The sequence below is a fragment of the Pseudoalteromonas sp. S4741 genome, assembly GCF_005886135.1.
GTDB classification, from domain to species: Bacteria; Pseudomonadota; Gammaproteobacteria; order Enterobacterales; family Alteromonadaceae; genus Pseudoalteromonas; species Pseudoalteromonas tetraodonis.
Genome location: NZ_PNCN01000007.1, coordinates 1 through 25,044 on the forward strand (window position 1 = coordinate 1; position 25,044 = coordinate 25,044).

21 protein-coding genes are annotated in these 25,044 nt (G+C 41.4%); 8 read left to right on the top strand and 13 right to left on the bottom strand.

Annotation, left to right across the window (positions count from 1 at the left end):
- Positions 1-454: 454 nt before the first annotated feature.
- The 3 genes from recG to asnC are packed head-to-tail and all read right to left on the bottom strand — an operon-like array spanning position 455 to position 3,780.
- Positions 455-2,536 carry an ATP-dependent DNA helicase RecG gene (gene recG, locus CWC30_RS00820; RefSeq protein WP_036980421.1) on the bottom strand — a complete coding sequence of 694 codons (2,082 nt, stop codon included), beginning with the start codon at positions 2,534-2,536 and terminating at the stop codon, positions 455-457.
- Positions 2,537-2,593: 57 nt separating this feature from the next.
- Entirely contained in the window at positions 2,594-3,280 is a 687-nt protein-coding gene (gene trmH / locus CWC30_RS00825; protein WP_069438925.1) for a tRNA (guanosine(18)-2'-O)-methyltransferase TrmH, read from the bottom strand.
- Between the two features lie 41 nt (positions 3,281-3,321).
- Entirely contained in the window at positions 3,322-3,780 is a 459-nt protein-coding gene (gene asnC / locus CWC30_RS00830) for a transcriptional regulator AsnC (protein ID WP_024601823.1), read from the bottom strand.
- A 185-nt stretch (positions 3,781-3,965) separates the two neighbouring features.
- Here asnC and asnA point away from each other — a divergent pair, with 185 nt between their 5' ends.
- Positions 3,966-4,961, top strand: coding sequence for an aspartate--ammonia ligase (gene asnA, locus CWC30_RS00835; protein ID WP_138626159.1), 996 nt, complete (start codon positions 3,966-3,968; stop codon positions 4,959-4,961).
- A 33-nt stretch (positions 4,962-4,994) separates the two neighbouring features.
- On the opposite strand, the gene CWC30_RS00840 is transcribed toward asnA, so the two are convergent.
- From CWC30_RS00840 to CWC30_RS00870, 7 genes are all read right to left on the bottom strand, one after another.
- Positions 4,995-6,599, bottom strand: coding sequence for a flagellar assembly protein A (locus tag CWC30_RS00840; RefSeq protein ID WP_138626160.1), 1,605 nt, complete (start codon positions 6,597-6,599; stop codon positions 4,995-4,997).
- A 147-nt stretch (positions 6,600-6,746) separates the two neighbouring features.
- The gene (gene ridA / locus CWC30_RS00845; RefSeq protein ID WP_013466064.1) at positions 6,747-7,139 is read right to left on the bottom strand and encodes a deaminase RidA; all 393 of its coding nucleotides are present in this window, start codon (positions 7,137-7,139) and stop codon (positions 6,747-6,749) included.
- A 12-nt stretch (positions 7,140-7,151) separates the two neighbouring features.
- The gene (spoT, locus tag CWC30_RS00850; RefSeq protein ID WP_069438927.1) at positions 7,152-9,257 is read right to left on the bottom strand and encodes a bifunctional GTP diphosphokinase/guanosine-3',5'-bis pyrophosphate 3'-pyrophosphohydrolase; all 2,106 of its coding nucleotides are present in this window, start codon (positions 9,255-9,257) and stop codon (positions 7,152-7,154) included.
- Between the two features lie 127 nt (positions 9,258-9,384).
- Positions 9,385-9,660: a DNA-directed RNA polymerase subunit omega gene (gene rpoZ, locus CWC30_RS00855; protein ID WP_008108220.1), complete on the bottom strand. Its 276-nt coding sequence runs from the start codon at positions 9,658-9,660 to the stop codon at positions 9,385-9,387.
- 125 nt (positions 9,661-9,785) lie between these two features.
- On the bottom strand, positions 9,786-10,406 hold the full coding sequence (gene gmk, locus CWC30_RS00860) for a guanylate kinase (RefSeq protein WP_138626161.1): 621 nt from the start codon (positions 10,404-10,406) through the stop codon (positions 9,786-9,788).
- A gap of 539 nt (positions 10,407-10,945) precedes the next feature.
- The gene (gene azu / locus CWC30_RS00865) at positions 10,946-11,398 is read right to left on the bottom strand and encodes an azurin (protein ID WP_212746070.1); all 453 of its coding nucleotides are present in this window, start codon (positions 11,396-11,398) and stop codon (positions 10,946-10,948) included.
- Between the two features lie 118 nt (positions 11,399-11,516).
- Positions 11,517-11,846 carry a c-type cytochrome gene (locus CWC30_RS00870; RefSeq protein WP_138626162.1) on the bottom strand — a complete coding sequence of 110 codons (330 nt, stop codon included), beginning with the start codon at positions 11,844-11,846 and terminating at the stop codon, positions 11,517-11,519.
- Positions 11,847-12,162: 316 nt separating this feature from the next.
- Between CWC30_RS00870 and clrA the strand changes: the two genes are divergently transcribed.
- The 6 genes from clrA to CWC30_RS00900 all read left to right on the top strand — a co-directional run bounded on the left by clrA (position 12,163) and on the right by CWC30_RS00900 (position 20,658).
- The gene (clrA, locus tag CWC30_RS00875; RefSeq protein ID WP_212746071.1) at positions 12,163-14,949 is read left to right on the top strand and encodes a chlorate reductase subunit alpha; all 2,787 of its coding nucleotides are present in this window, start codon (positions 12,163-12,165) and stop codon (positions 14,947-14,949) included.
- A complete protein-coding gene (gene clrB / locus CWC30_RS00880) occupies positions 14,946-15,926 on the top strand; it encodes a chlorate reductase subunit beta (protein WP_138626164.1) in 981 nt (326 codons plus the stop codon). Before clrA ends, clrB begins: the two co-directional genes overlap by 4 nt.
- Before the next feature lie 7 nt (positions 15,927-15,933).
- The gene (locus tag CWC30_RS00885; RefSeq protein WP_138626165.1) at positions 15,934-16,680 is read left to right on the top strand and encodes a molecular chaperone TorD family protein; all 747 of its coding nucleotides are present in this window, start codon (positions 15,934-15,936) and stop codon (positions 16,678-16,680) included.
- A 116-nt stretch (positions 16,681-16,796) separates the two neighbouring features.
- Positions 16,797-17,585, top strand: coding sequence for an ethylbenzene dehydrogenase-related protein (locus tag CWC30_RS00890; protein WP_171034664.1), 789 nt, complete (start codon positions 16,797-16,799; stop codon positions 17,583-17,585).
- 66 nt (positions 17,586-17,651) lie between these two features.
- Entirely contained in the window at positions 17,652-18,743 is a 1,092-nt protein-coding gene (locus CWC30_RS00895) for a P-loop NTPase (RefSeq protein WP_138626167.1), read from the top strand.
- A 58-nt stretch (positions 18,744-18,801) separates the two neighbouring features.
- The gene (locus CWC30_RS00900; protein WP_138626168.1) at positions 18,802-20,658 is read left to right on the top strand and encodes a WD40/YVTN/BNR-like repeat-containing protein; all 1,857 of its coding nucleotides are present in this window, start codon (positions 18,802-18,804) and stop codon (positions 20,656-20,658) included.
- Positions 20,659-20,808: 150 nt separating this feature from the next.
- On the opposite strand, the gene CWC30_RS00905 is transcribed toward CWC30_RS00900, so the two are convergent.
- From CWC30_RS00905 to modB, 3 genes are all read right to left on the bottom strand, one after another.
- Entirely contained in the window at positions 20,809-21,633 is an 825-nt protein-coding gene (locus CWC30_RS00905) for a TorF family putative porin (RefSeq protein ID WP_138626169.1), read from the bottom strand.
- A 170-nt stretch (positions 21,634-21,803) separates the two neighbouring features.
- On the bottom strand, positions 21,804-22,841 hold the full coding sequence (locus CWC30_RS00910; RefSeq protein WP_138626170.1) for an ATP-binding cassette domain-containing protein: 1,038 nt from the start codon (positions 22,839-22,841) through the stop codon (positions 21,804-21,806).
- Positions 22,842-22,844: 3 nt separating this feature from the next.
- Entirely contained in the window at positions 22,845-23,534 is a 690-nt protein-coding gene (gene modB / locus CWC30_RS00915; RefSeq protein WP_138626171.1) for a molybdate ABC transporter permease subunit, read from the bottom strand.
- A gap of 208 nt (positions 23,535-23,742) precedes the next feature.
- Here modB and moeA point away from each other — a divergent pair, with 208 nt between their 5' ends.
- The gene (gene moeA, locus CWC30_RS00920; protein ID WP_138626186.1) at positions 23,743-24,996 is read left to right on the top strand and encodes a molybdopterin molybdotransferase MoeA; all 1,254 of its coding nucleotides are present in this window, start codon (positions 23,743-23,745) and stop codon (positions 24,994-24,996) included.
- The last annotated feature ends 48 nt before the right edge of the window (positions 24,997-25,044 follow it).

Sequence of the window (25,044 nt, forward strand, 5' to 3'; positions counted from 1 at the left end):
ATGATAGTGTAGCATTTGCTATGTGAAAGTAGGACATTACCAGGCTCCAAATTGAGAAAGCCCGACTAGCAATAGTCGGGTTTTTTTACGTCTGCAAGAAAGTAAAAACGCAGGTGAAAGGTAAAAGGCATCAGGTAAAAGTAAAAGAATCAGCGCCTAAAGACTACTCTAACGCTGTGGACGACACTACGATACCTTGCAATAGAAGGCCTGAGAATAAAGGCATTATGTAAATATATTCGTTTGGGGTAATACCAATCCGCAATAATACTCAATCATTTTGCGGGGCTAAACGTGTCGCTATCTGTGTTAAAAAATTCTCATTTAGAGCAACTAAATAGCGAATTTTTTGCCTAGCTATTACCCCGTTTTTCCTGCCTCAAATTAGACCGCTTAATTAAGCGAATTGGTATAAGCTTGGATGATGAAGTGAAAAGTAAAGTTTAAAAACCGACTATGCTTGTGCGTAGTTTGATTTATTACCTAACCAGCGGTGAATAAGTGGGTCTATATGCTGAGGATATTGCTTAAGCATTTGTTGTGCGATGGGCCTTACTTGATTGAGTGTTTGTTTATCGCGTGTTAAATCAGCGATTTTGAATTCGGCTAAACCGGTTTGTTTAGTTCCAAGTACTTCACCTGGGCCGCGTATTTCTAAATCACGTTCTGCTATAACAAAGCCATCGTTACTGTCGCGCAGTACTCCTAATCGCTTTTGTGCAGTATGAGAAAGTGGTGCATGGTATAAAAGAACGCAATGCGATGCGGTTGCTCCACGTCCTACACGGCCTCGTAATTGGTGAAGCTGTGCTAAACCTAAGCGCTCTGGGTTTTCAATGATAATTAGGCTCGCATTGGGGACATCAACACCGACCTCTATTACGGTTGTTGCGACAAGTACATGAATGTTCCCCGTTTTAAACTCACTCATAATGGCTTGCTTTTCAGTTGCTTTCATTCTCCCATGGACTAAACCAATATTAAGTTCAGGTAAGGCTTCTTTTAATTGTAAAGCGCTGTCTTCAGCTGCTTGGCATTGTAATACTTCAGACTCGTCTATAAGAGTACATACCCAGTAAACTTGTCGACCTTGTTCATTACAGGCAAGTTTCACTCGACTAATGATGTCATCTCTGCGGGTATCAGGGATGGCAACAGTGGTAATAGGAGTTCGCCCTGGTGGTAATTCGTCGATCACTGAGGTTTCTAAATCTGCATAAGCAGTCATCGCGAGCGTACGTGGTATAGGTGTTGCTGTCATTACTAGTTGATGTGGGTAACAATCACCAAAGCGCCCTTTTTCACGCAGTGATAAACGTTGATGAACCCCAAAGCGATGTTGCTCATCAATAATGATAAGTACGAGATTGTTAAATTTTACTTCATCTTGAAATAAAGCATGGGTACCCACAATCATCTGCGCTTCACCGGAGGCGATCATAGCAAGGGTATTAACTCGCTCTTTTCCTTTTGTTTTACCGCCTAGCCAAGCAACCGTTATTCCAAGGCTTTCAAACCAGTTGGAAAAGTTGATTCCGTGTTGCTCTGATAATATCTCTGTTGGCGCCATTAATGCGACCTGATAGCCTTGTGCTATCGCAGTTAAAGCGCTCAGGGCTGCGACTAATGTTTTACCAGAGCCTACATCCCCTTGGACAAGTCGCATCATAGGGTAAGCGTGTTGCATGTCTGTTTTAATTTCTGATACTACACGGCTTTGTGCATTGGTTGGCGCAAAGGGTAATTGTGCTAGAAATTGTGCTTCTAATGGATTAGTGGGCTCAAGGGCAATAGCTTTAACTTGTTGTCCTTGCTCTCTTACTTTTAAGAGGCTGAGATTTTGAGCCAACAACTCTTCAAAAACGAGCCGTTGTTGTGCTGGGTGAGTCCCTTGTTCAAGTGCAATGATATCAACGTCATTAGGGGGGCGATGCAATAGTAATAACGCATCACTTAACGGTAGTTGCGATGGTTGCCATTGTTGAGGTAGTAGCTCTTCTACTGCGTATTTTTGAAGCAATTCTATTGCCTGTTCACTCAACGCCCTGATAGAGAGTTGCTTTAACCCCTCGGTTGTTGAATAGACTGGCGTAAGTGTTGATGATGTTGGTTGCTGTTCAAAAGTGTCGCTAATACTGTATTCAGGATGACTCATTTCAAAGCCAACACGTCCGCGACGTATTTCGCCAAAACAGCGAATTATTTTACCCGCGCTAAATGCGTTTTTTTGTGCTGCGGTAAAATTAAAAAATCGTAGAGTTAACCTACCTGTTCCATCATTTATTTGGCAAACTAGCATACGCCTTTTACCAAAGGTAATTTGGCTTGTTTCAATGGTTGCTTGAACCGTTACATGGCTATGTGCGGTAAGCTCACTAATAGCATAAATACGCGTTCTGTCTTCATACCTTAGCGGTAAATGAAAAAGCATATCTTGCACTGTGGTAATGCCTAGCTTTAAAAGTCGTTCAGCCATTTTAGGGCCTACGCCTTTAAGTTCTGTGATTGGGTATTGGCTTAAGCTAGGTTTAGACAAAGTAGGCTCAATTATTGTTATTTAGTGAGTTAAGTGTACTTATACACTGTATATGCATCAAGTATGTTTTAATGTCTGCCAAAATTGTTCATCCGCAACGATTTCGCCATGCTCATCAAGTGCGGGATAAGGTAAGTTCTTTTGCTTACACTGCCTTGCAATAATTGGGTGGCAGCCTTCAAAATACATTGGGTGTTTTATTTCTTCACTCAGCATATTTCTATTATATAACCCAGCTAACTCACGTTGACGTTGTGCTTCGAATAAGATTAATGCTGCTGCAACGGATACATTTAACGATTGCACCATGCCTTGCATTGGAATAATGATGTTTTGATCTGCATATTCGAGCGCTTTTTCTGAGATCCCCGTTTTTTCTTGGCCGACAATAATTGCAGTGGGTTTAGTGTAATCAATTTCTCTAAAATCGACGGCATCTTCACTTAAATGAGTTGCCAAAATTTGTACATCGGGGTTATGAGCACGGATACTGGCTGCGGCATCATCTATGTTCCTGTGAAGGTGTGTGTTTAACCAGTTCTTACTGCCACCTGAGGTATTATTGGTTAGCCACTTTTGCTTTTCTGGCCAGACTGCATGCACATGATGGCAACCAACAGCATCGGCCGTTCTGACTATGGCAGATAAGTTATGGTGTTTATGTACGTCTTCTAAACACACGGTAAGATCGGTTTGACGACGTGAAAGTACACTTTCAATTCTTTGATAACGAGTTTGCTGCATGGGGGTCCTCTTTTTCGGCAGATTATACGAGATTTTTCACCTTAAGGCACCACTGTTCGGCTAATCGGGTTTTGTAATGAGATCAGGGTTTCGGTTGACTGAATAGCTTCTATTGCTTGTATTTTATTGATCAATACATCTTGTAGATGATCGATCGAGCGAGTCATTACTTTAATAAAAATACTGTAATTACCGGTGGTGTAATATGCTTCAACAACCTCTTCTAATGATTCAAGCTTAATCAGAGTTTGTGGGTAGTCTCTGGCATTATTTAAATTAATGCCGATAAAACAACATACATCGTAGCCAAGCTGTTTGGTACTAATGGTTAATTGGGTACCTGTAATGATCCCCGCTTGTTTCATTTTTTCAATCCGCACATGAATTGTTCCTGCACTGACACCGAAACGCTTTGCTAATTCAGCATAGGGTGTACGTGCATTATCCATTAATGCATGCAGAATCTGTTTGTCTAGATTATCGATTTGATAATTTTCCATAGGTTTAGCTGCTTTGTATTATTGTATTTGTTGTTTTTATACCATTTTTTTAATGGTTTTAATATCTTAAAGCTATTTTTGTTATGGGTTATTGAATTAAACCATTTAATTGTTACGATAACCATATTGAAGCGCTACTAAGCGCTGAGTCGCCAATACAATAACTGGGAATGAGGCCAATTATTATGAGTTCACACTATGTGCAGCAGCAGCAGCAAATAAGTAAAGTTAAACAGTTTTTTTCACAGCAATTAGAGCAAAAATTAGGCTTGATTGAGGTGCAGGCACCTATTTTAGCTAAGGTAGGTGACGGTACTCAGGATAACTTAAGTGGACACGAGAACGCTGTTGCGGTGAATGTTAAAGCCATTACAGATAGCCGTTACGAAGTTGTGCATTCGTTAGCAAAGTGGAAACGAAAAACCTTGGGTGAGTATGGTTTCTCTAAAGGTGAAGGAATTTACACACAAATGAAAGCGTTGCGACCTGATGAAGATTCACTAAGCCCAATCCATTCTGTGTATGTTGATCAGTGGGACTGGGAACAAGTTATTTGTGAAAGTACGCAGCGTTGTTTATCTACTTTGAAGCAAACGGTTGAAACTATTTACCAAGGTATTAAAGCCACTGAGAAATATGTTAGTGACAGCTTTGGTTTAACACCATTTTTACCTACAGAGATTGCTTTTGTACATAGTGAAGCATTACGTAAAATGTACCCAGATTTCACAGCCAAGCAGCGAGAAAAGGCGATTACTCAAGAATATGGCGCTGTATTTTTAATTGGTATTGGGGGAGCATTGAGTGATGGCAAAATTCATGATGTGAGAGCGCCAGATTACGACGATTGGTCAACCCCGACATGCGAGCAGTACATGGGATTAAATGGTGATATTTTAGTATGGAACCCAGTGCTTGAAGACGCTTTCGAAATCTCATCGATGGGAATTCGTGTAAGCCCTGAAGTATTGCAAACTCAATTAAGTATTACGGGAGATGAAGACCGTTTAGAGTTTGACTGGCATAAGGCATTACTAGAAAGTAAGCTTCCACAGACAATTGGCGGTGGTATTGGTCAATCTCGTTTAGCGATGCTGTTATTACAAAAACAACATATAGGGCAAGTGCAGGTAGGTGTGTGGCCAGCGCAAACCTATACAAGTGTAGACGGTTTACTATAAAAAGTTGGGGCTGTTACTAACAGCCCCTTATTATTAAGTTTTAAATTCAATTTCTATTTTGTTATTTTCTAACTTAACACTACTCGGTGGGAAGTTACGGGTCGTTTTAAGCAGTTTATTGAAGATATGGATCTCTACACCCGAATGTAAAACGCCATTCACAGTTAACATGGCTTCATCGAGTAACGTATTCAGTTTTTGCTCTAAACCTGCTACTTGCTTTTCTAATTGTGCTGCTTGCTGACTAAGGTGTAGCTGCGTGGTGCCAATTTTATTTATGAGTTCATTTTTTTTATCTGCATCTTTAATTAAATCTGCTTTTTCTAAAGCCGCTTGTAAACTATCAACTTGTTCATTTGTTGCTGTTAGTTCACTAAAAGATTTATCAATCTCTTTAGTCATTTCATTGGCTGAAGCCGCTAAATTAATTACCATTTTAGCGCCAGATTCATTACCTATCTCGCCGGCAATCAGTTTAGTGGCATCTAGAATTTCACCCCCAAATAGCTTTCCTTTAGACAACTCGGATTGACCAATTTGTATTGTACTCTTTGCTTTCATTGAGCTGTGGCTAGCTTGACGGTCAAGCAGAATGTTTTTAGCTTCAATGTAACAATATTGAGAGTGTGAGGCATGGACATCGCCTGCGCATATTATTTTACAAGACAGTGATTTATCTTCAGGCTTTTGATGGCCAATTACCCCTTGTTTTACAGTTATATCGCCTCCTGCGGTTAATTCGCCAGATTCAACCGTACCAAAAACGGTAATGTCGCCCGTTGCATTAATACGCATACCTGGCTCTACATTTTTACTCACTATCACACTGCCTTCAAAGTCGATATGCCCTGTTTTTACCGACACATCGTTGACAGTAAAAATATCGTCAACACGCATGCCATTATTTATTTCAACCGGCACGCCAGCAATCGTAGAGAGTAATTCCATCGGATTATTTTTTGAGATTTCAGTGCCCTCACCTGCAATTAGAGTATGAACCTGTCCGGGTTTTGCAGGTAATACATCGCCTAACACGGTAAACCCTTCTTGGCCTGGTGTAGCGGGTTGTTGCTGTATTAGTAACTCACCTGGTTTTACACTTGCTAACTTACCAAAGTCGCGCATATCTACACTGCCATCTTCTTTTAATTTAGGGGCTTTGAGACGATCTTTAAGTGTTTGAACCATTGCGTTAAATTTAGTTGGTTTACCGTCTATAGGTAAGCGCCCTTTGGCGAGTGGACCACTGACTATGGAGCCAGATGGGAGTTCAGATTGCTTTTGTAAAAGTTGCTCTAAAAATGCTTGCTTATAACCTCTCGCAACGTGCGCTTTAACTAATTCTTTTTTAGCTTCATCAAAACTCAGTGTTGCTCCCCCTTTAGCAAGAGTGAGCGTGCCTGTGGCTAGCATTTTATCATCACTTATCTTCACGCTTAAGGTGGCATCATGACGTGTTGCAACAACTAATATACGTTCAGGTGTTGCACTGCTGAAATAGTTATTTATGGCGTTATGATTGATTTCACACTCGCTGTAAGGCGATTGTTCAATTGCTTCAATGATAAAAGCAGCACTGGCGGGTGCAGATTTACTCGTATCGAGCAATACATTGCCATTTTTAGCAAGCTTAAACACAAGTCATCCTTTTCTACTACTAAAGTAAGGTTTAATTAAATAATGTGATTACAGAGTGCTAGAATTTTAGTTTTGAGTCAAGAATTCATCAAAGTGTAGTTACAGATTGGAATATAAGCTATGAGCGGCGCTCATAGCTTATAGAGGTTAGTTTGTTGAAGGAAGTTCCATAATACCGTCTATTTCTACTTGTACACCTTTAGGTAGTGCACGAACGCCAATAGCAGCGCGAGCAGGATAAGGCTGTTTAAAATATTGGCTCATTACTTCGTTAACAATGGCAAAATTTGAAAGATCAGTAAGGTAAATATTTACTTTTACTAAATCTTGAATGGTGCCGCCAGCTTCTTCACAAACCGCACAAATATTTTTAAATACTTGGTGTGTTTGCTCGCTAAAGTCTTCAGATATAACGTCCATTGTTTCAGGGACAAGTGGAATTTGGCCAGATAAATAAACCGCTGTACCCACTTTCACTGCTTGGCTGTATGTGCCAATCGCTGCAGGTGCTTTATCCGTTGATATAAATGCTTTATTCATGATGTTCCTATTTTATTTTTTACGATAGACTTTTTGTACATCCGGCATCACACGTATACGACGCATGATATTAGCGACGTGGATACGGTTTTTAACTGTTATCCCTAAGTCTATCACGTATAAATTACTTTCTTTTTCATCGGTAGCTATTTCTACAATATTGGCCTGTGTCGTTGCGACCACATTGGTTAATTTAGCCAGCGCACCTTGGTGGTTAATAATTTCTACCCGTAAAGCCGCAATGTATTCTTTTTCTGGATTATCATCCCATTTTACGACAAGGTATTTCGAACGATCATTTTCCCAGCCACGAATGTTCTTACACTCTTGGCGATGAACCGTTAAACCTTTACCCTGGCTGACATGGGCTGTAATAGCGTCTCCAGGCACTGGACGACAACATTTAGAATAATTAACTAACATACCTTCAGTGCCAATAATGGTTGCTTTTGCACGTTTAGCAATATCGTTTAAGTCATCGTTATCGTTTTGTAATAAGCGTTTGGCAATCAGCATGCTCATTAAATTACCTGAGCCAATTTCTACAAGTAGCTCTAAGGTTGAAGAGAGTTCATGCTCCTCAAGCACTCGCGTAATATTTTCAGCTGGCAGGTTATCAAACTTGTTCTCACCTAGGGCTGAATCAAGTAAGCGACGACCTAATAATAATGCTTCTTCATGCTGTTGGCTTTTAAGGTAGTTACGTACGCCCAGTCGCGCTTTACCAGTAACAATAAAGTTAAGCCATGTTGCGTTAGGATGAGCGCCTGAGCTAGTAATAATTTCTATTGTTTGCCCAGTATCAATGGCTTTACTTAAAGGGTAAGGCTTACGATTAACGCGTGCGCCTACACAAGTATTGCCAACATCAGTATGAACGGCATAAGCAAAATCGACCGCAGTCGCGCCCATTGGCAGTTCAACGATGCGACCATCAGGAGTAAACACGTAAATTTCTTCAGGGAAGAGTTCGGTTTTAACGTTTTCAACAAACTCAAATGATGATCCCGCACTTTGCTGTAACTCTAGTAAGCTTTGCATCCATTGGCGAGCACGCTGCTGCGCAGTGTGGCCCGCATTGTCGCCAGACTTTTTATACATCCAGTGAGCCGCGACTCCTTTGTCTGCCATGTGATCCATATCGTGAGTACGGATTTGAATTTCAACAGGAATACCATGCGGGCCAACCAAAGAAGTATGAAGTGATTGATAGCCATTAGTTTTTGGTACAGCAATATAATCTTTAAAGCGGGTTTCAATTGGCTTATATAAGTTATGAGCTACACCAAGTACGCGATAACAGGTGTCCATAGAATCCACCGCAATACGAAAAGCGTAAATATCCATGACTTCGTTAAACAGTAACTCTTTATTAAGCATTTTTTTATAAATACTGTATAGATGCTTTTCACGGCCTGATACGGTGGCCTTTATGCCTGACTCTTCAAGGCGTGCTTCAATTTCTGTTTGAATATTTGAAATAACTTCTTTACGATTTCCACGCGCTTTAGCCACTTGCGATTTAAGTGCACGATGACGCATTGGATACAGCGCTTGAAAACCTAAGTCTTCTAGCTCATTTTTTATATCGTGAATACCTAAACGATTAGCAATCGGCGCATAAATTTCTAGAGTTTCGCGAGCAATACGGCGACGTTTATCAGGGCGAAGTGCGCCTAATGTTCGCATGTTATGCGTTCTATCAGCCAACTTGATTAAAATAACCCGAATATCTTGGGTCATTGCCATAATCATTTTTCGATAGTTTTCAGCTTGAAACTCTTTTTTATCTTTAAAGCTTAACTTATCAAGCTTGCTCACACCTTCAACGAGTTCAGCCACCGTTTCACCAAATATTTCAGCTAAATCCTGTTGGCTAAAATCAGTATCTTCAATCACATCGTGCATCAATGCTGCCATGAGCGTTTCATGGTCAAGGTGCATGCTAGCTAATATTTGAGTGACTTCAACGGGGTGAGTAATATAAGGTTCGCCACTTGAGCGAGTTTGACCTTCATGGGCCTCTCGGGCTACCACATAAGCTTTTTGAACTAGCTCAACATCGTCTGCTGGCAAGTATTTTGAGATTTTCTTTTTAAGACCTTCAAAAAGATACATTCACACTCCAATGTTCTCGTGAAGCAAATAAGTTAGGATAAGTTACGAATATACGATGAAAACAAAGGATTGCCAACGGCTATAGTTGAAATACTATGCCGTTAGCTAAATCAAACCGGGCGGTTGATTATTGGTTGCCACCAACAATGGCAGCAACAGCAGCTAGTTCTGCCGCTTCTTGGTGTTGTTGTTCTTCACGGTCAATAACATCCATTGAAGAATTATCAACTAAACCAAGTTCGATTTCACGTAAAGCAACAACTGTTGGCTTATCGTTCTCAGGATCTACCAGTGGATCTTTACCACCAACAGCAATTTGGCGGGCACGACGGGCCGCAACTAAAATTAAGTCAAAACGATTACCAATTGCATCTACTGCATCTTCAACTGTTACGCGAGCCATCTTAGCACTCCAAAATAATTTAAAAGCAAAGGCGTAGTTTACTGCACGCAGTAAGTTTCGCCAATAGCTCGTGGTTAATTTTTATTTATTTTAAGATTTAAATGATTAACTACTCGTCATTTAAATCACGATAGTAGCTCATCAATTAAAGCCTGATTGCGAGTTGTTTGTGCTTTTAATGTTAACCGCTGTGTAATAACGATAGTCTCTAAATCGCGTAGAGCCGTATCAAAATCATCATTAACCACTACGTAGTCATATTCGTTGTAATGCGAAGTTTCTGACTGAGCTTGCGCCATTCGCCCTGCAATAATTTCAGCAGAGTCTTGACCGCGATTATTTAAACGTTGCTCTAGCTCTTGTTTTGATGGCGGTAAAATAAAGATGGTTTTTACATCATCTACTAGTTCTCGTACTTGGCGGGCACCTTGCCAGTCAATATCTAAAAATACATCAATACCTGCCATCAGTTGCTCTTCAATCGCTTGCTTAGACGTACCATAGTAGTTGTTAAAGACGTGTGCCCATTCAAAAAAATCATTTTTGGCAATGAGCGCTTTAAACTCATCAACAGATACAAAATGGTAATGTTCTGCATTGTTTTCACCAGGGCGCGGAGCGCGAGTGGTGTGCGATACCGATACCTTCATATCTGCATGCTTTTTAAGTAGTGCATTTATTAAGCTAGATTTACCTGCCCCAGAAGGTGCCGACAAAATGAATAAGTTTCCGCGAGAGTGTGACATGATTATCTCTATTTTAAATAAAATAAGTTTAAGTTATAAATAACTCAAGCCTTTGCTCACTTCATTGTACTTTATTTCGTTAATTCTACTCAAGTGAGTGACAAAGCATGGTTAGTTGAAATTTACATTTAAGAGATTACAAGCACTACCGAGAAGATACAGCAAATTATTTGCAGCGCAGATCAAAAACGTGCCTTTATTATCAAAATATAGGTGGTGAACAGCACTTAATTTTTTTACAGGTGATTAGTTAGCAGGGCTTTTATTAAATAGCGTTTTTATTGGTTAGGCTAAAAGGAAGAGATTTATAAAATTAAATGCTAAGTATATGTTTATAATATATTTATAGCAGAGTTATGGCGCACTTTTACAAATTGCTCTTACTTAATTAGGTTCAATATTTAGAGCAAGGTTGATAGTGCAGAACTAACTTTTAGGTAAATTTAATACTACTTTTGGTGGGATAAAAACTTAAACCAGTGTACTAGTGCTTTTTGTGTGTCGTTGTACTGATGCAGAACAACGACACAGTGCATTATTTAAGCAACTACAAACTTGCCTTGCATAATTGCCCAGTGACCAGGGAAGCTACAGAAGAACGTGTAGTCTCCCCCTTTTTGCAAACCATTCGCTGAGAAAGAAACAGTGGTGCTTTCACCGCCACCAATTATTTTTGTCGCAGCAATTACTTTAGCGCGATCAGTTGGTAAATATTCATTTTCTAATCCAGCAGCTCCGCCCGCATTGGCAACACTTTGTAAATCGGCAGTTTTAGTTAAAACCCAGTTATGTCCCATGATGTTTTTGGCTAGTTTACCGACATGATTAAGCGTTAAGTTGACTTCAGTACAATCAGCACTAATAGTCATCTCTTTTTTGTCAAATGACATCATATCAGTACTGTTGATCTCAATATCACATGTTTTGGCAAATACAGTTGACGAGAAACTTAGAGTAAAAAACACAGCAGCTAAACGCATTACGAATTTCATAAAATCACCTTTGATTAGATATAGTTAAGTATTTTAAATTTTATACAATCTACAATTTTTCTTATAAATTGATAAAAAATTATTAGAACTCAGTTATTAAAAATTTTAACGTGTATTGTTACTTTTTACTTGCATAATAGGCGGCAAGATCAGCTATGTCTTGGTCGCTTAAATTCATCGCTTGAGGCGTCATCATTGCAGTGACACCACCGGTTCTTTCTCCTGCTCTGTAAGCTTTTAGAGCACTTTCTATGTATTCTGGCCATTGCCCTGCCAAATTGGGATACATACTTACTGCCGATTTTCCGTTAACACCGTGGCATGCACCACATACAGCCGCCTTTTGAGCGCCTACCTCAGCATTACCTTGGATTTCTTGGGCCATGGTTGTTGGCACACTAAGCCCAAAAAAGACTAATACTCCTAACTGTTTCAGCACTTTATTCATCATCGTTTCCTTTGTCATGAGTTTGATATTTAATTAAAAACATTACCCTCTATAATTGTGAGGGAATTTAATTCTTAATTCGCTTTTAATCAAACACATTTAACCTAAAAAAATCGAACTCTTGATTTGTATCAATAAAAGCTATTTTCGATGATGAATCTTGTAGTTTAAGACGGTTTCCCTTGCTAATCTCTCGCTAAATTAACATACAAAACTAATCTGAGGTGGTTTGTGTTTAAAAGCACAATCGGCAGTATCACTCGTTTATCTGCATAGCCTTAGGCTCATAATTCACACACTTTATGGAGAAAAAGCCATGGGAATGTTCAAGGTAAATCGCCGAGATTTTCTAAAAGGGCTTGGCGTTGTTAGTTCTGGTCTGATGCTTAGCGGCAAAGTCTGGAGCCTTAACCGTCTTGAGCCAATCAATGACACCCTCGCTACGGAATACCCGTATCGTGGCTGGGAAGACCTGTATCGTAATGAGTGGCAGTGGGACTCAGTAGGTCATGCAGCTCATTGTATTAACTGTATGGGTAACTGTGGTTGGAATGTTTACGTTAAAGATGGCATTGTAATTCGTGAAGAGCAGATCGCTAAATACCCACAAGTGAATAAAAATGTACCAGACGCTAACCCCCGTGGCTGTCAAAAAGGAGCTATTCATTCTACAGCGATGTATGAAGCGGATCGCTTACGATATCCTTTGAAACGAGCTGGTGAAAGAGGTGAGGGTAAATGGCAGCGAATATCGTGGGATCAAGCCACAGAAGAAATCGCTGATAAAATTATTGATATTTTTGAAAAGTACGGCCCAGGTGCTCTAAAAACACACCAAGGATCGGGTAACCAAACAATGGTACGTAACTCCGCTCCTAACCGTTTCTCTTCTCTTATTGGCGGTATACAGCTCGATGGTTTTACAGTGGTAGGTGATCTAAATACTGGGGCACATTTAGCGTATGGTAACCCCTTAGAAAGCTTTACCTCAGATGCTTGGTTTGACGCTGATTATATTATGTTGGGTATGATCAACCCGAATGCAACGCGGATCCCTGATGCACACTATATTTGGGAAGCCAAGTACAATGGTGCTCGAATTACCAGTACCGCTCCAGATTACAACCCAAGTTCTATTCATACAGATTTATGGATGCCGATTAAGCAAGGGTCAGATCCATTTCTTGCTATGTCTTTTGTTAATGTCATCATCGAAGAAGGCCTTTTCAAGCCCGATTTTATGAAGGAACAAACTGACCTGCCAATGTTAGTGCGCATCGATAACGGCAAACTTCTTCGCGAAAGTGATCTAGAAGAGGGCGGCTCTGATGAGGTCTTTTATCACTGGGATTTAAAGACTAACCAAGCCGTTAAAGCCAAAGGATCGATGGGTTCAAAGACGAAAACATTGAAACTAGGAAGCGTTGACCCCGCGATTGAAGGCCAGTTTGAAGTTGCGGGTATTGCAGTCACAACGGTATTTGAACAAGTTAAAAAAGAAGCCGCTAAGTTTACTCCTGAAGCAACGCAACAGCACACTAATATTCACCCAGATGTCGTGCGTCAAGAAGTGCGTCATTTGGCAGCAGCGAAAAAAGCAATCATCATGCTAGGCTACATTACGTCGAGCTACTCTAACTGTTTATACATCGGTTGGGGTTATGCGCTGGCGCTTGCTTTAACAGGACACGGCGGTAAAACAGGCGGCTTAGACACGTCTTGGGTTGTTTGGAACCACCCAGCTTGGTCTGAGTTAGCAAGTTACGGCGGCTTAAAATCAGCCCGGTATGAAGCGGGTGGCCTCGGTGAGTTTTTACGCGGTGGTATGATGGAAGGAGCCCGTAAGCACTTTGATAATAAAAAACTCAAAGAGCGTGTTGGCTTTGACTTAGATGAAATGCAAGAAATGGTCGATGAGTCCATTGATAAAGGGTGGATGCCTTATTACGGTGAAATCAAAGGGATGATTTCTGTTGCTGATAACACGTTTAGACGTAACAAAATGTCTAAAAAATATCGTGAAGAGCATTTGCGTCAGGCCAAAGAACTCTATGTCAACGTTAACGTAAGAATGGACTCAACAGCGGAGTGGGCTGACTATGTATTACCTGCAGCGAGTCACTATGAAGCATGGGATCTGCGCTCTCAAGGTTATCATCGCTTTGTTAACGTATTTACGCGTTCTGTTGAGCCTGTTGGTGAATCGAAACCCGATTGGGACATCATGGCGTTATTGACCAAAAAAATCCAAGAACGAGCGATTGCTCGCGGGGTGAGTTCGTACCCTGATGGCGAGGTCACGCGTGATCTGCATACTATCCACGATGATTTTACTAAAAATGGCTTACTAAATACCGACTATGATGTTACTAAATATATTGTAGAAAACTCTCCTGAACTAGGCGGTGTATCGCTTGAGGAAGGCGCAAAGCGTGGTTTCTTTGTAATGACAGAAGAGGCAGGGCTAAATCAACCGCTGGTCAAAGATGAGCCTTATAACCCGTTTACTGCGCAAACAGAAAGCAAAAACCCATACGAAACGCTGACTGGTCGTATTACGTTCTACTGTGATCACCCTCGTTTTGAGCGCTTAAAGTCTACGGTACCTACGGCGCGTTTGCATGCGGGACCTAAAGCATCGAATTATCCGTTAGAGTTCTACTCACCGCATGCGCGCTGGGGAATTCACTCAAACTGGCGCTCTAACAAGTACCTGCTTCGTTTACAGCGTGGTGAGCCAAATATTTATATTAACCCACAGTTGGCTAAACAAAAGGGGATCAAAGATGGTGATCGCGTGAGACTGTTTAACGCCAACGGTGATTTTTATGCGCAAGCAAAGTTTTACCCAAGCTTGCCTGTCAACTCCATCATGATGGAGCATGGCTGGGAGCCGCACCAATATATTCAGAGAAAGAATATGAATATTTCTAATGCTGTGTTTTTACAACCTCTTGAATTAGTCGGGGGCTGGGGACACTTAAACTTTATTTACTGTAAATGGAATGCCAATCAACACATACATGAAAGCTGTTATGACATAGAGCTGGCAAAACCTGAGGACTTGGTCTTTCCTAATGACGTTAAGGAGAACTTAGCATGACTGTAAAACGCCAACTCAGCATGGTTTTAGACTTAAACAAATGTATTGGCTGTCAAACATGTACAGCTGCGTGTAAGTTAATGTGGACCAACCGTAATGGTCGTGAGTCGATGTACTGGAATAACGTTGAGTCTCAGCCGGGGAAAGGTTACCCGCGTAATTACGAACAAATGGGAGGCGGTTTTGACCAAGATGGCGCGTTAAAGCTAGGTCGCCAACCAAGTCAAGAAGATTACGGTATCCCTTGGGAGTACAACTACAAAGAAGCATTAATGACCGGTACTGATCCGTGGTTACGCCCAAATGTTAAACCGACTTGGGGACCAAACTGGGATGAAGATGAAGGCTTGGGTGATTACCCTAACAGCTACTATTTTTATCTTCCGCGTTTGTGTAATCACTGTGCGAACCCAGCATGTTTAGCGGCTTGTTCACGCAATGCTATTTATAAACGCCAAGAGGATGGGATTGTTTTAGTCGATCAGGAGCGCTGTCGTGGTTACCGTTACTGTGTGAATGCTTGCCCTTACAAGAAAGTGTACTTTAACGAAGAGATTTCTAAGTCAGAGAAATGCATTTTCTGTTATCCGAGAATCGAAAAAGGCTTGCCGACAGCATGTGCTCAGCAGTGTGTTGGTCGTATCCGCTGGATTGGTTATCGCGATGATGAAGCGGGTCCGATCCACTTATTGGTTGAAAAGTACAAAGTTGCTCTACCTTTACATGCTGAATGGGGAACACAGCCTAATGTATTTTATATACCGCCTACATCGCCTCCTAAGTATGGGCCTAATGGGGAAGTACTCGATGAGCCACGGATACCTCTTGCTTATTTAGAAAGCTTATTTGGTCCTCGAGTAAGCGAAGTGCTAAAAACATTAGAAGAGCACCGTATGCGTAAAGCAGATGGAAAAGATAGTGAATTGATGGACACGTTAATTGGGTTCAAACATTCAGAAATGTTCAAGCTAAGCTAGGGAGTGAATGATGAAAAGTCCAATTTTAGCTTTAAATACTCAAGGGCAGATTGATAATTGCAAAGACCGACAAGCAGTTTATCAAATTGCGAGTGTATTATTTAGCTACCCTTTGCCAGAAACGCTTGAAGCTTTGCGGGAGTGGCGCTTACAAAGCGCCCTCAATGATGCTTGGTTAGCCTTAACGTCTCAATCATGGCCGCAGTTTACCAGTACAAATGAACTCAAAGACTTAGAGGTAGGTTATATGTCTACTTTTATCCATGGTAAACGTGGCAAGCCAAGAGTGCCTCTGGTAGCCAGTGCGTATGAAAGCTTAGTAAAAGGCCAAACTGCAGGGACATTTATGCTCAATATCCAAGCATTTTATAGCCATTTTGGTGTAAAGGCGGCGGTAGAAAATGAAGGGGTGATTGATGAACCCGACCATTTAGTTAGCATGTTAGAGTTTTGTGTTGTGCTGTGTCACCTTGAAATTGAAGCGCTGCATAACGACCGTGATCCGAGCCCATATCGCCGCGCGCACAGGGATTTTTTGACGCGTTATTTAGTCCCATTTTTAGAGGCTTTCCATGCGCGTTTTACCCAAGAAAGTGACTATGGCTTAGATCCTAATATTGCCCATCTAATTGTATCTTTACCTAAGTGGGCACATGACCAATATGTAGCTTTAGAAACACAAGTTGGTCCTAATATTAAACAGACGTCTGACTCCATTGCTGTTGCTGATGATGCACAAGCAATGTGGCACTAAACGCACTCAAAACCACCAAGGACAATGCAATGAAACTTTTTACCCAACTTAAAAAAAGCATGTTATGTCTTATCGTTCTTTGTGTCTCCTCCCCTGTGTTGGCTGATGACAGCGAATTGAACCCAAATAGTTTGCAGATACAACCTGGAGATACCGTTAAAGCAAAGCATATCCCAGGAGACATTTATCTGCGGACACTTAATGACCCTATCGATTTGATTTGGGACCGTATCCCAATTTACAGTACTGAACTATACACAGCTCCTCCAGTTCACCAATCTGCACGACTGCGTTTTGCTGATGGTGCAAAAGAGAGTAAGCATCTATATTTTCAAGTTGCACATACCGATGAGCGTTTATTTATGCGCCTACATTGGAAAGATGCTACCAAGGACATCTTAAATACAGTCGATGACTTCCCTGATGGCGTTGCTGTGCAGTTTGCGATGGGCGATGACAGTACCTCTTATATGATGGGCTCAGGTCATGATAAGCCTGTGAATATCTGGTACTGGAAAGCAGGAGCGGGCAAGCTTGAGAACTTAGCTGCAGGCGGCTACGGTAGTACGACACTATTGGATAATCAAAGTGTGAGTGTAAAAGATGCGTATGTCACAGATCGCTCACCGCAAAATCGTGAATGGTATGTGGTGATGTCTCGCCCATTAATCGCTCAAGACAAGTATGATGTTGATTTTTTTAGACCCACGATCCCCATGGGGTTTGCTTTGTGGCAGGGCAATGATGAAGAGCGCAACGGTAACAAAAAAGTCACGCATACGTGGATTACATTAGAAACAGACTTAAGCGAACACCCTGCATCTAAGGCAAACAGCAAAACAGAAACTGCGCCGACAGAGAAGAAAAAGTGCTTTTGGTTTTGGCAAGATGATGATGATTGCTAAGCTAACTTAAGTCATATTTAGCACTGAGTTACGTTGTTTTATACATATTTTAGGAGAGTTTCTTTCATGTCTGTTAATCAGTTTCCCAATACAGAAACCATTGCTGTGGTGCCTGCGGATTGTAGCAAAGGCCATGCCTGTCAATTTTGCCCTGAAGAGCCAAATTGCACACTTGATAAAAGTCATCATGAAAAGCGATTACTTGAGTCAAGACTTGGCCAAATTGGTCAAATTATTATGGTCATGGCAAACAAAGGTGGTGTGGGCAAAAGTACCGTATCTGCCAATGTTGCTGCAGGTCTTGCCGGAAAAGGGTTTCGCGTAGGGGTGGCTGATGCAGATGTGCATGGCCCAAATCAAAGCCGTTTTTTCGGCTTTGTGGGTGAACGTGTTAAATTAAGCGCTAGCGGTTTACCAACACACAATTTCACCCACTCGGCTATCGCGCATCCTGTCAAGGTTGGAACACTTGCCTTTATGATGGATCGTGATGATACTCCAATTGTGTGGCGTGACTCGTATAAACATGATTTTATGCATCACTTACTCGGCTCTTTTGATTGGGGCCATTTAGATTACTTGATTATTGATATGCCCCCTGGCACGGGTAATGAGCTAATTACCCTTGCAGATATGCTTGAAGGGCAGGATGTGGCTGCATTGTTAGTCACAACAGCGCAAGAAGTGGCATTAATGGATAGCTTAAAAGCGGTGCGTTTTTGTCAAGAACGACAGCTTCCTATAATTGGTGCTGTTGAAAACATGGCTGGAGTGACCTGCCCGCACTGTAGTAATGATTTTCATATTTTTCCACGTGATCATCTTGCCGCGGCTCTGGCCTCTGCAAATATCGGTTCATTGGCTCAAATTCCTTTATCGCCCGCATTAGCGAGTGGCTCTGATACAGGCGTTCCCGCCATTCTAGGTGCTCCACACAGCCCAGAAGCACAAGCCTTTAATCACGCAGTAGAGGCTTGTCAAGCTCACGCTCAAGCGATATTTGCTGAAGCCGCCAAGGCGTCTCTTGCTCAATTTGCTAGTGAAAACGCCACGTCAGAAGATCTCCAATCAGCCCTAGACAGTGTTCCTGCCGATCAAAAAGCAGACATTGAACAGCAGCTATCGAGCTTGCTTGGCAACCATTTTTCATCACATTAACCCTTACTCTGTGCGACAACCCTTGCCGCACAGAGTATAAGCACACGAGATCATAACTATGACCGAAGCCAATACCAGCGACCGCCGTCGCTTTTTTCGTCAATTATTAAAGCCTAAAACGCAAGAAACCCAAACTGCACCTTGGCATAGAGTCCCTGAAGTCGGCGCCGGAGATGGTGACGTCTTTTGGTCAGGCTGTTATATCGATGAGCAACTTTTTGTCGTGGGTGACGAAGGCGTTATTCTCACGTATACCCATAATCCTGACACTGACTCTATGCAGTGGCAGCAAATGGATGTGCCACAAACGCTCCCTCTGCACAGTATTTGGGGCACCAGCGCTGATGCAATTTATGCCGTTGGCTGGATGGGATGCATTGTTCACTATGACGGTAAATCTTGGCAGCATTTGCATGGTGCAGAAGTGGACCCAAACACAAAGCGTTTTGCTGCAACGGTTAATAATACTCCCTTATTTAGTATTGCTGGACAAGCTAATGGTAAAGCATGGGCCGTGGGTGATGAAGGGCGGATCATGCACTTTGATGGAGCTCAATGGAGTCCTGAGAGTGCCCCAACACGCGTTAACCTACGCAGCGTTATATGCAGCAATGGTGAGGTATATGCTGCGGGGAATGAAGGCACAGTGTTACGCCGTGATCAAGACGGTCAATGGCAATTAGTTCCTTGTTCACTAGCTTCAGGGTTTCAAACGATGCTGGCGCTTGATGATGACAGTATTTTGTTAGCGGGAGGACGTTATTTTCCAAAATACGGCGGGTTCCGGGGTGAACTCGTTTTATATCGAAATGGGACTTTTCACGCGCTCGATTTTGAGCAAGCACTCCCGCGTATTCGTTCTTTACAGCACTATAAAGGTGGCGTATTGATCACCGCTGATCAAGGTCACTTGTATTTCTTGAAAGATATGCGCTTAGATAAACTCGAAAGTAATTGTCGACATGATTTGATGGACAGTGTGATATTGCCAACGGGTGAAGCTATTGTGGTTGGTGATTTTGGAACCATCATGACAGCGGCACAAGATTTTACTCACGCACTGTTCATACCTGAAAAAACAGTTCAGCCCAGTGATTGGCATACCCTAAAGGCACCAACTGACCGACAATTATGGGGGGTAAGTGAGGGGCTTGATGGCAGTGTTTATGTTTATGGTGAAGCGGGTACTGTACTAAATTATCACAACGAGCAGTGGTCTACATTACCTGCCCCTAGTGAGCTGGCAATACATTGTTTGGTTGATAGTGGTAATGGTCTATTTGCTGCCGGTCAGTTTGGTCGTATTTATCGCTATGGAGGTGAACAATGGACCCTGCATTTTGATTTGCATTTAGATATTACCATTTTAGGTATGTGGGCTGCTGGCCCTAATGAAATTTATGCTGTTGGCGATGAAGGACTCGTTTTGGTATTTGACGGGCTGAGCTGGCAAAGAATGTCGAGTGGAACTAAGTCTGCTTTGTACTCTATCTGGGCTTATGATGCAAAACATATGTTAGCACCAGGAGATTTTGGCCTTATGTTGCGCTATAACGGCACAGAATGGACAGAATTTAATATTGGTACGGAAAATTTTGTGTATGGCGTATGGGGACAGGCATTAGACGACATTTATGCAGTTGGTTTATCTGGAACGCTCGCCCATTTTAATGGTCATCGTTGGCAAAAAATGGCAACTCGTGTTCAAGATGATTTATTGGCTATTGCCGGTCATCCTGAGGTAGGTGCATTTATTGCCGGTACTAAAGGCACAATATTACATTTGCAACAGGGCCTTGTAGAGAAGGAAGCTACCGATACAGATCATGGTCTACGCGACATTATCGTTACGCAACAAGGGCAAGTATTTGCTGTCGGTGATAAAGGCACAGTGATCCAACGCAAGCAGTCTTAAGCACAGTACCCATTAAGCTGCTTGCTTAGCACTGAATAGTCGTAAACATATCAAAAATAATAAAACCCCAAAATGTTACATTTTTGGGGTTTTTTATTTGGTTGATTTAAGTTGCACTTAACTCTGAGCAACTTTTTATCTAAATCTACGTTAGAAAGTCTTGGAAATTGCAATCACAATGCGGTTATCAAAAATATGATTCGAATTAGTGTTAGTTCCATAAAATGCATGATAACCATCTAAATCTGTATCGTGATAACGCAAATCAACCACATAACCAGCTATCGGGCGGCTAATACCAATATTCCAGTGGGTCCAATCCAGTGATTCAATATCTTCATAACCTGCATTACCTGAATAATCAAATCCTTGGTACCCAATACTTGTACTAACCGTAAATTCCATAGGTATGTCAACAGCGATATGTGTTGCTACGTGCCAAGACAGTAGATCTTTGACACCAAACCAATCATTTAATGTAGGTGAGTATTCAAACTTTAAATTAACATCGCCAAATTGCTTATCGATGAAATTAAACATCTCTAAATAATTTGATTGACTGTCTCCTGGGTAAATATATTGAAACAGAGAACCACTATAGTTAAATCCTGTTCCTGCAATATCCTCAACGCTCATTCCCATTGTAATACCTGTTACAGCATTAATATTGGGGTTATTGTAATTCGTGACTTCATCTCCTCCAGGAAATAATGCATTTGCCATATAATATCCTGCATAAAACCCAGACTCGTGTGTCCATGTAATCTGTCCTTTCAAAGAGGGGATTTGACCATCATTGGTTTCTGATTCACCACGAAATACATAGTCACTTGCAAATTCAACCCATGTACTGAGCGAACCATTGCCAATGCTGTTATCTGTTGTGGCTAAGGCGGGTTGAGTCGCAGCCATTGCGCTAATGACGAGCATTGATGACGTACAAATACTTTTTAAAATCCTTTTGTTATTACCCATTTTCCTACTCCTAAATAAAAAAATAAACTTAAATATGACGTATTTTATACACTGGCAGAGTATGAAATTTAGGGTATTTGCACAAACTAAATTAACTAATAACGCGTGTTTTATTGACCATGATCAATGGCAAGCAAAACAGCACTTTAAGCACCTTATTAAGAGGTAAATTAATTTGCTTTAAATTGTAAATAAACGCTGTCTTGAACTTTTAAATCAAGCCTTTTTAGCGAAAGAAATGAAATATTTGCGAAGATAATTTGCTCATCTACATCAACCTCTACACAAAAGCAGTCGTCTTTTCTTTTTAGGCTAAGAATATGTCCACGTAAGCAATTTACAATAGATGACTGCTGTGGCTTAACTTTGGCAATACTGACTTTGTTTGCCACAAGTGGCAACTGTACTTCGTCGTCTACAAAGCCTGGCGTATTGATATAGATATATTGCGTGCTTGGCGCAAGTAATTGTACTTTAGTGAGGTTGTAATCCTTGAGCACGGCTATTACCTTACCTCGCACTAAAGCACTTTGCACAGACGCGGTATGGGCGCTAAGTTGTGGAAGTAGCGCCTGAGTTGTTCCTTGTTGTTGTAGCGAAAAATCATGTATGTGGATAAGGTAATCTGTACTTAGCGCGAGTTCCTGTAAAGAATGGCTAACTAAAATAAACTGCAGCTGGTAGCGCTGATGTAAATAACGTAATAAGCAGCAAAAGTGTTTGCGCGCACTCCAATCTAATGCAGAAAAAGGTTCGTCGAGTAAGAGCAAGGGTTTACCAGAAAGTAGTGCTTGGGCAAAGGCTGCTCGCTGCTGTTGCCCACCGGAAAGTTGCCCTGGTTTGTGCTGTAAAATAGGTTCTAATTCACACCATGAAACGACCTCTTCCAAGCTAAATTGACATTGCTTAGCGCGCTTACCATGGGTTATCACAAGCTTAAGGTTTTGAACAACGCTAAGATGAGGAAACAGTACCGAGCGTTGCCGTAAATAATACAGTGGGGTGTCGCTATTAGCATCAGTGGGTAACACTTGCTGTGTATACGATACGTTATCAACATAGCCCTTAGCTAAACCTGCAATGCCTTTTAAGAGCGTTGATTTACCTGCGCCTGATGCGCCAAATATACCAATAATATGCTGCTCAACGGCCCAGGTTAATGTTTGTTGAGTTCCATTTAAAGGATGTGTAATACGCAAAGTCAACATAGCTTAACGTTTCACTTGAGGCAGCAGTTGCATAGTCGGTCGGTTAAAGCGATACAACAAAAATAAACAAACAAAAGACAAACCAATTAGCACAGCGGCTAACGCGTGGGCTTGGGCATATTCAATAGCTTCAACATGATTGTACAAAGCGATTGAGAGCAGTTGTGTTTCGCCAGGAATGTTGCCACCAATCATTAAAACCAATCCAAATTCCCCTAAAGTATGGGCAAACCCTAAGGTTGCTGCACTAAGTAGTGCCGGCTTGGCAATGGGAAGGCTCACCAAAAGTAAGCGTTGAGTAGGCGCAATACCCAAGCCCATAGCCACCTCATCATACTGTATACCTAACTGAGTGAAACTAGCAATTAAAGGTTGCATAACAAAAGGCAAGGAATAAATAATCGATGCTAACAACAATCCTGAAAAACTAAAGGCTAGCTGGGTTCCGGTTAACCAAAGCCAGCTTTGTCCCAGCCAGGTTGTAGGAGCAAAAGCAATTAATAAGTAAAACCCTAAAACGGTTGGGGGCAATACTAAAGGCAACGCGATCAGTGTTTCAATAAATGGTTTCCAACGACCATGATAACGCGATAACCACCAAGCACCGGGCACGCACAGCCCCAACAAAATAATAGTCGTTAACAAAGCTAATTTAATAGTGAGCCATAGCGCCGTATAATCAATTAACAAAATAGCAATCGCAACAGTGGTTATTTAAATTAAAGTGACAGAGAAACAAAGTGTGTCATAGTAAAGATAATACAAAAATATTTATATCATTAAATGAGCTAAAACACATAACATTGATATAAATCAAGTACAAAGCGGGCTGGGTTTTTTATCATCCAGCTCTGTAAAGCACATATAAATGTGGTTATTTTTTATAAAAGAAGAGAAAGTTATGGCTGACTGTTTTAGTGTTTCTGGTTTAATTTCTTTAGCTGAAGCAAAAAGACAATTACTAGACAAAATTTCAATTATTCAAGATACACAAACGGTTACCCTCGATGCTGCATTACACCGCGTTAACGCTGCTACAATAATTTCCCCAATAAACGTTCCTGCTTACAATAACTCAGCCATGGACGGGTATGCTTTTAACGTAGCTTTACACGATAGTCACACTATCCCAGCTGCAACGAGTTTTAATTTAGTGGGAACTTCTATGGCTGGTGCACCGTTTCATGGTGAACTTGCTCCCGGGCAGTGTATTCGTATTATGACGGGGGCTGTTGTGCCCGACAGCGCTAATACGGTAGAAATGCAAGAAAACATTTCTCGTATCGATAGCCACGTTGTCTTAGAGCAGCCACTTAAACTTGGAAAAAATATACGCTGCGCTGGTGAAGATATAGCCCAAGGGAAAACTGTGTTTATGCCAGGCCAGCAATTTAAGCCAGCTGATATTGGTTTGTTGAGCTCTCTTGGGATAGCAGAGGTTCAAGTTAAACGTAAGCCAAAGATTGCGGTGTTTTCTACCGGCGATGAGCTGAAATTGCCTGGTCAGCCGTTAAAAGCGGGTAATATCTACGAGAGTAATCGCTATGTTATTATTGCCATGCTGCAAAACATGGGGGTAGACATTATTGATCTTGGCATTATTCCCGACGATTATAACCAGATCAAAGCTGCGTTTTTGGAAGCTGACCAGTTAGCAGATATTGTGATCAGTTCTGGTGGCGTTTCGGTTGGTGATGCAGACTACACGAAAGAGGTACTCGACGAAATCGGGCAAATTGACTTTTGGAAAGTTGCCATTAAACCCGGTAAACCTTTTGCATTTGGTCACCTACCCAATAGCCTTTTCTTTGGATTGCCAGGTAATCCCGTTTCTGCAACAGTGACTTTGCATTTGCTAGGTGTACCTGGTATTAAAAAGCTAATGGGTACTCGCTATAGCGACCCTTTACTATTACCTGCATATTGTACTGATACAGTAAAGAAACGCCCGGGTCGGATGGACTTTCAACGCGGATTGGCGAGTCTTAATGCTAAAGGTGAGCTTATTGTTACACCGCTGTCACATCAAGGTTCTGGGGTTTTATCTTCGTTAAGTCAAGCTAATTGCTATTTGGTTTTAGAAGAGAGCCATGCCGGCTGTGCTGCAGGTGATACGGTTCATGTTCAGTTATTTGACTCTATTTTAAGTCATTAAATAATATAACCAGTATTACAGCAACCAGCACATATTAAAAAACTTTTG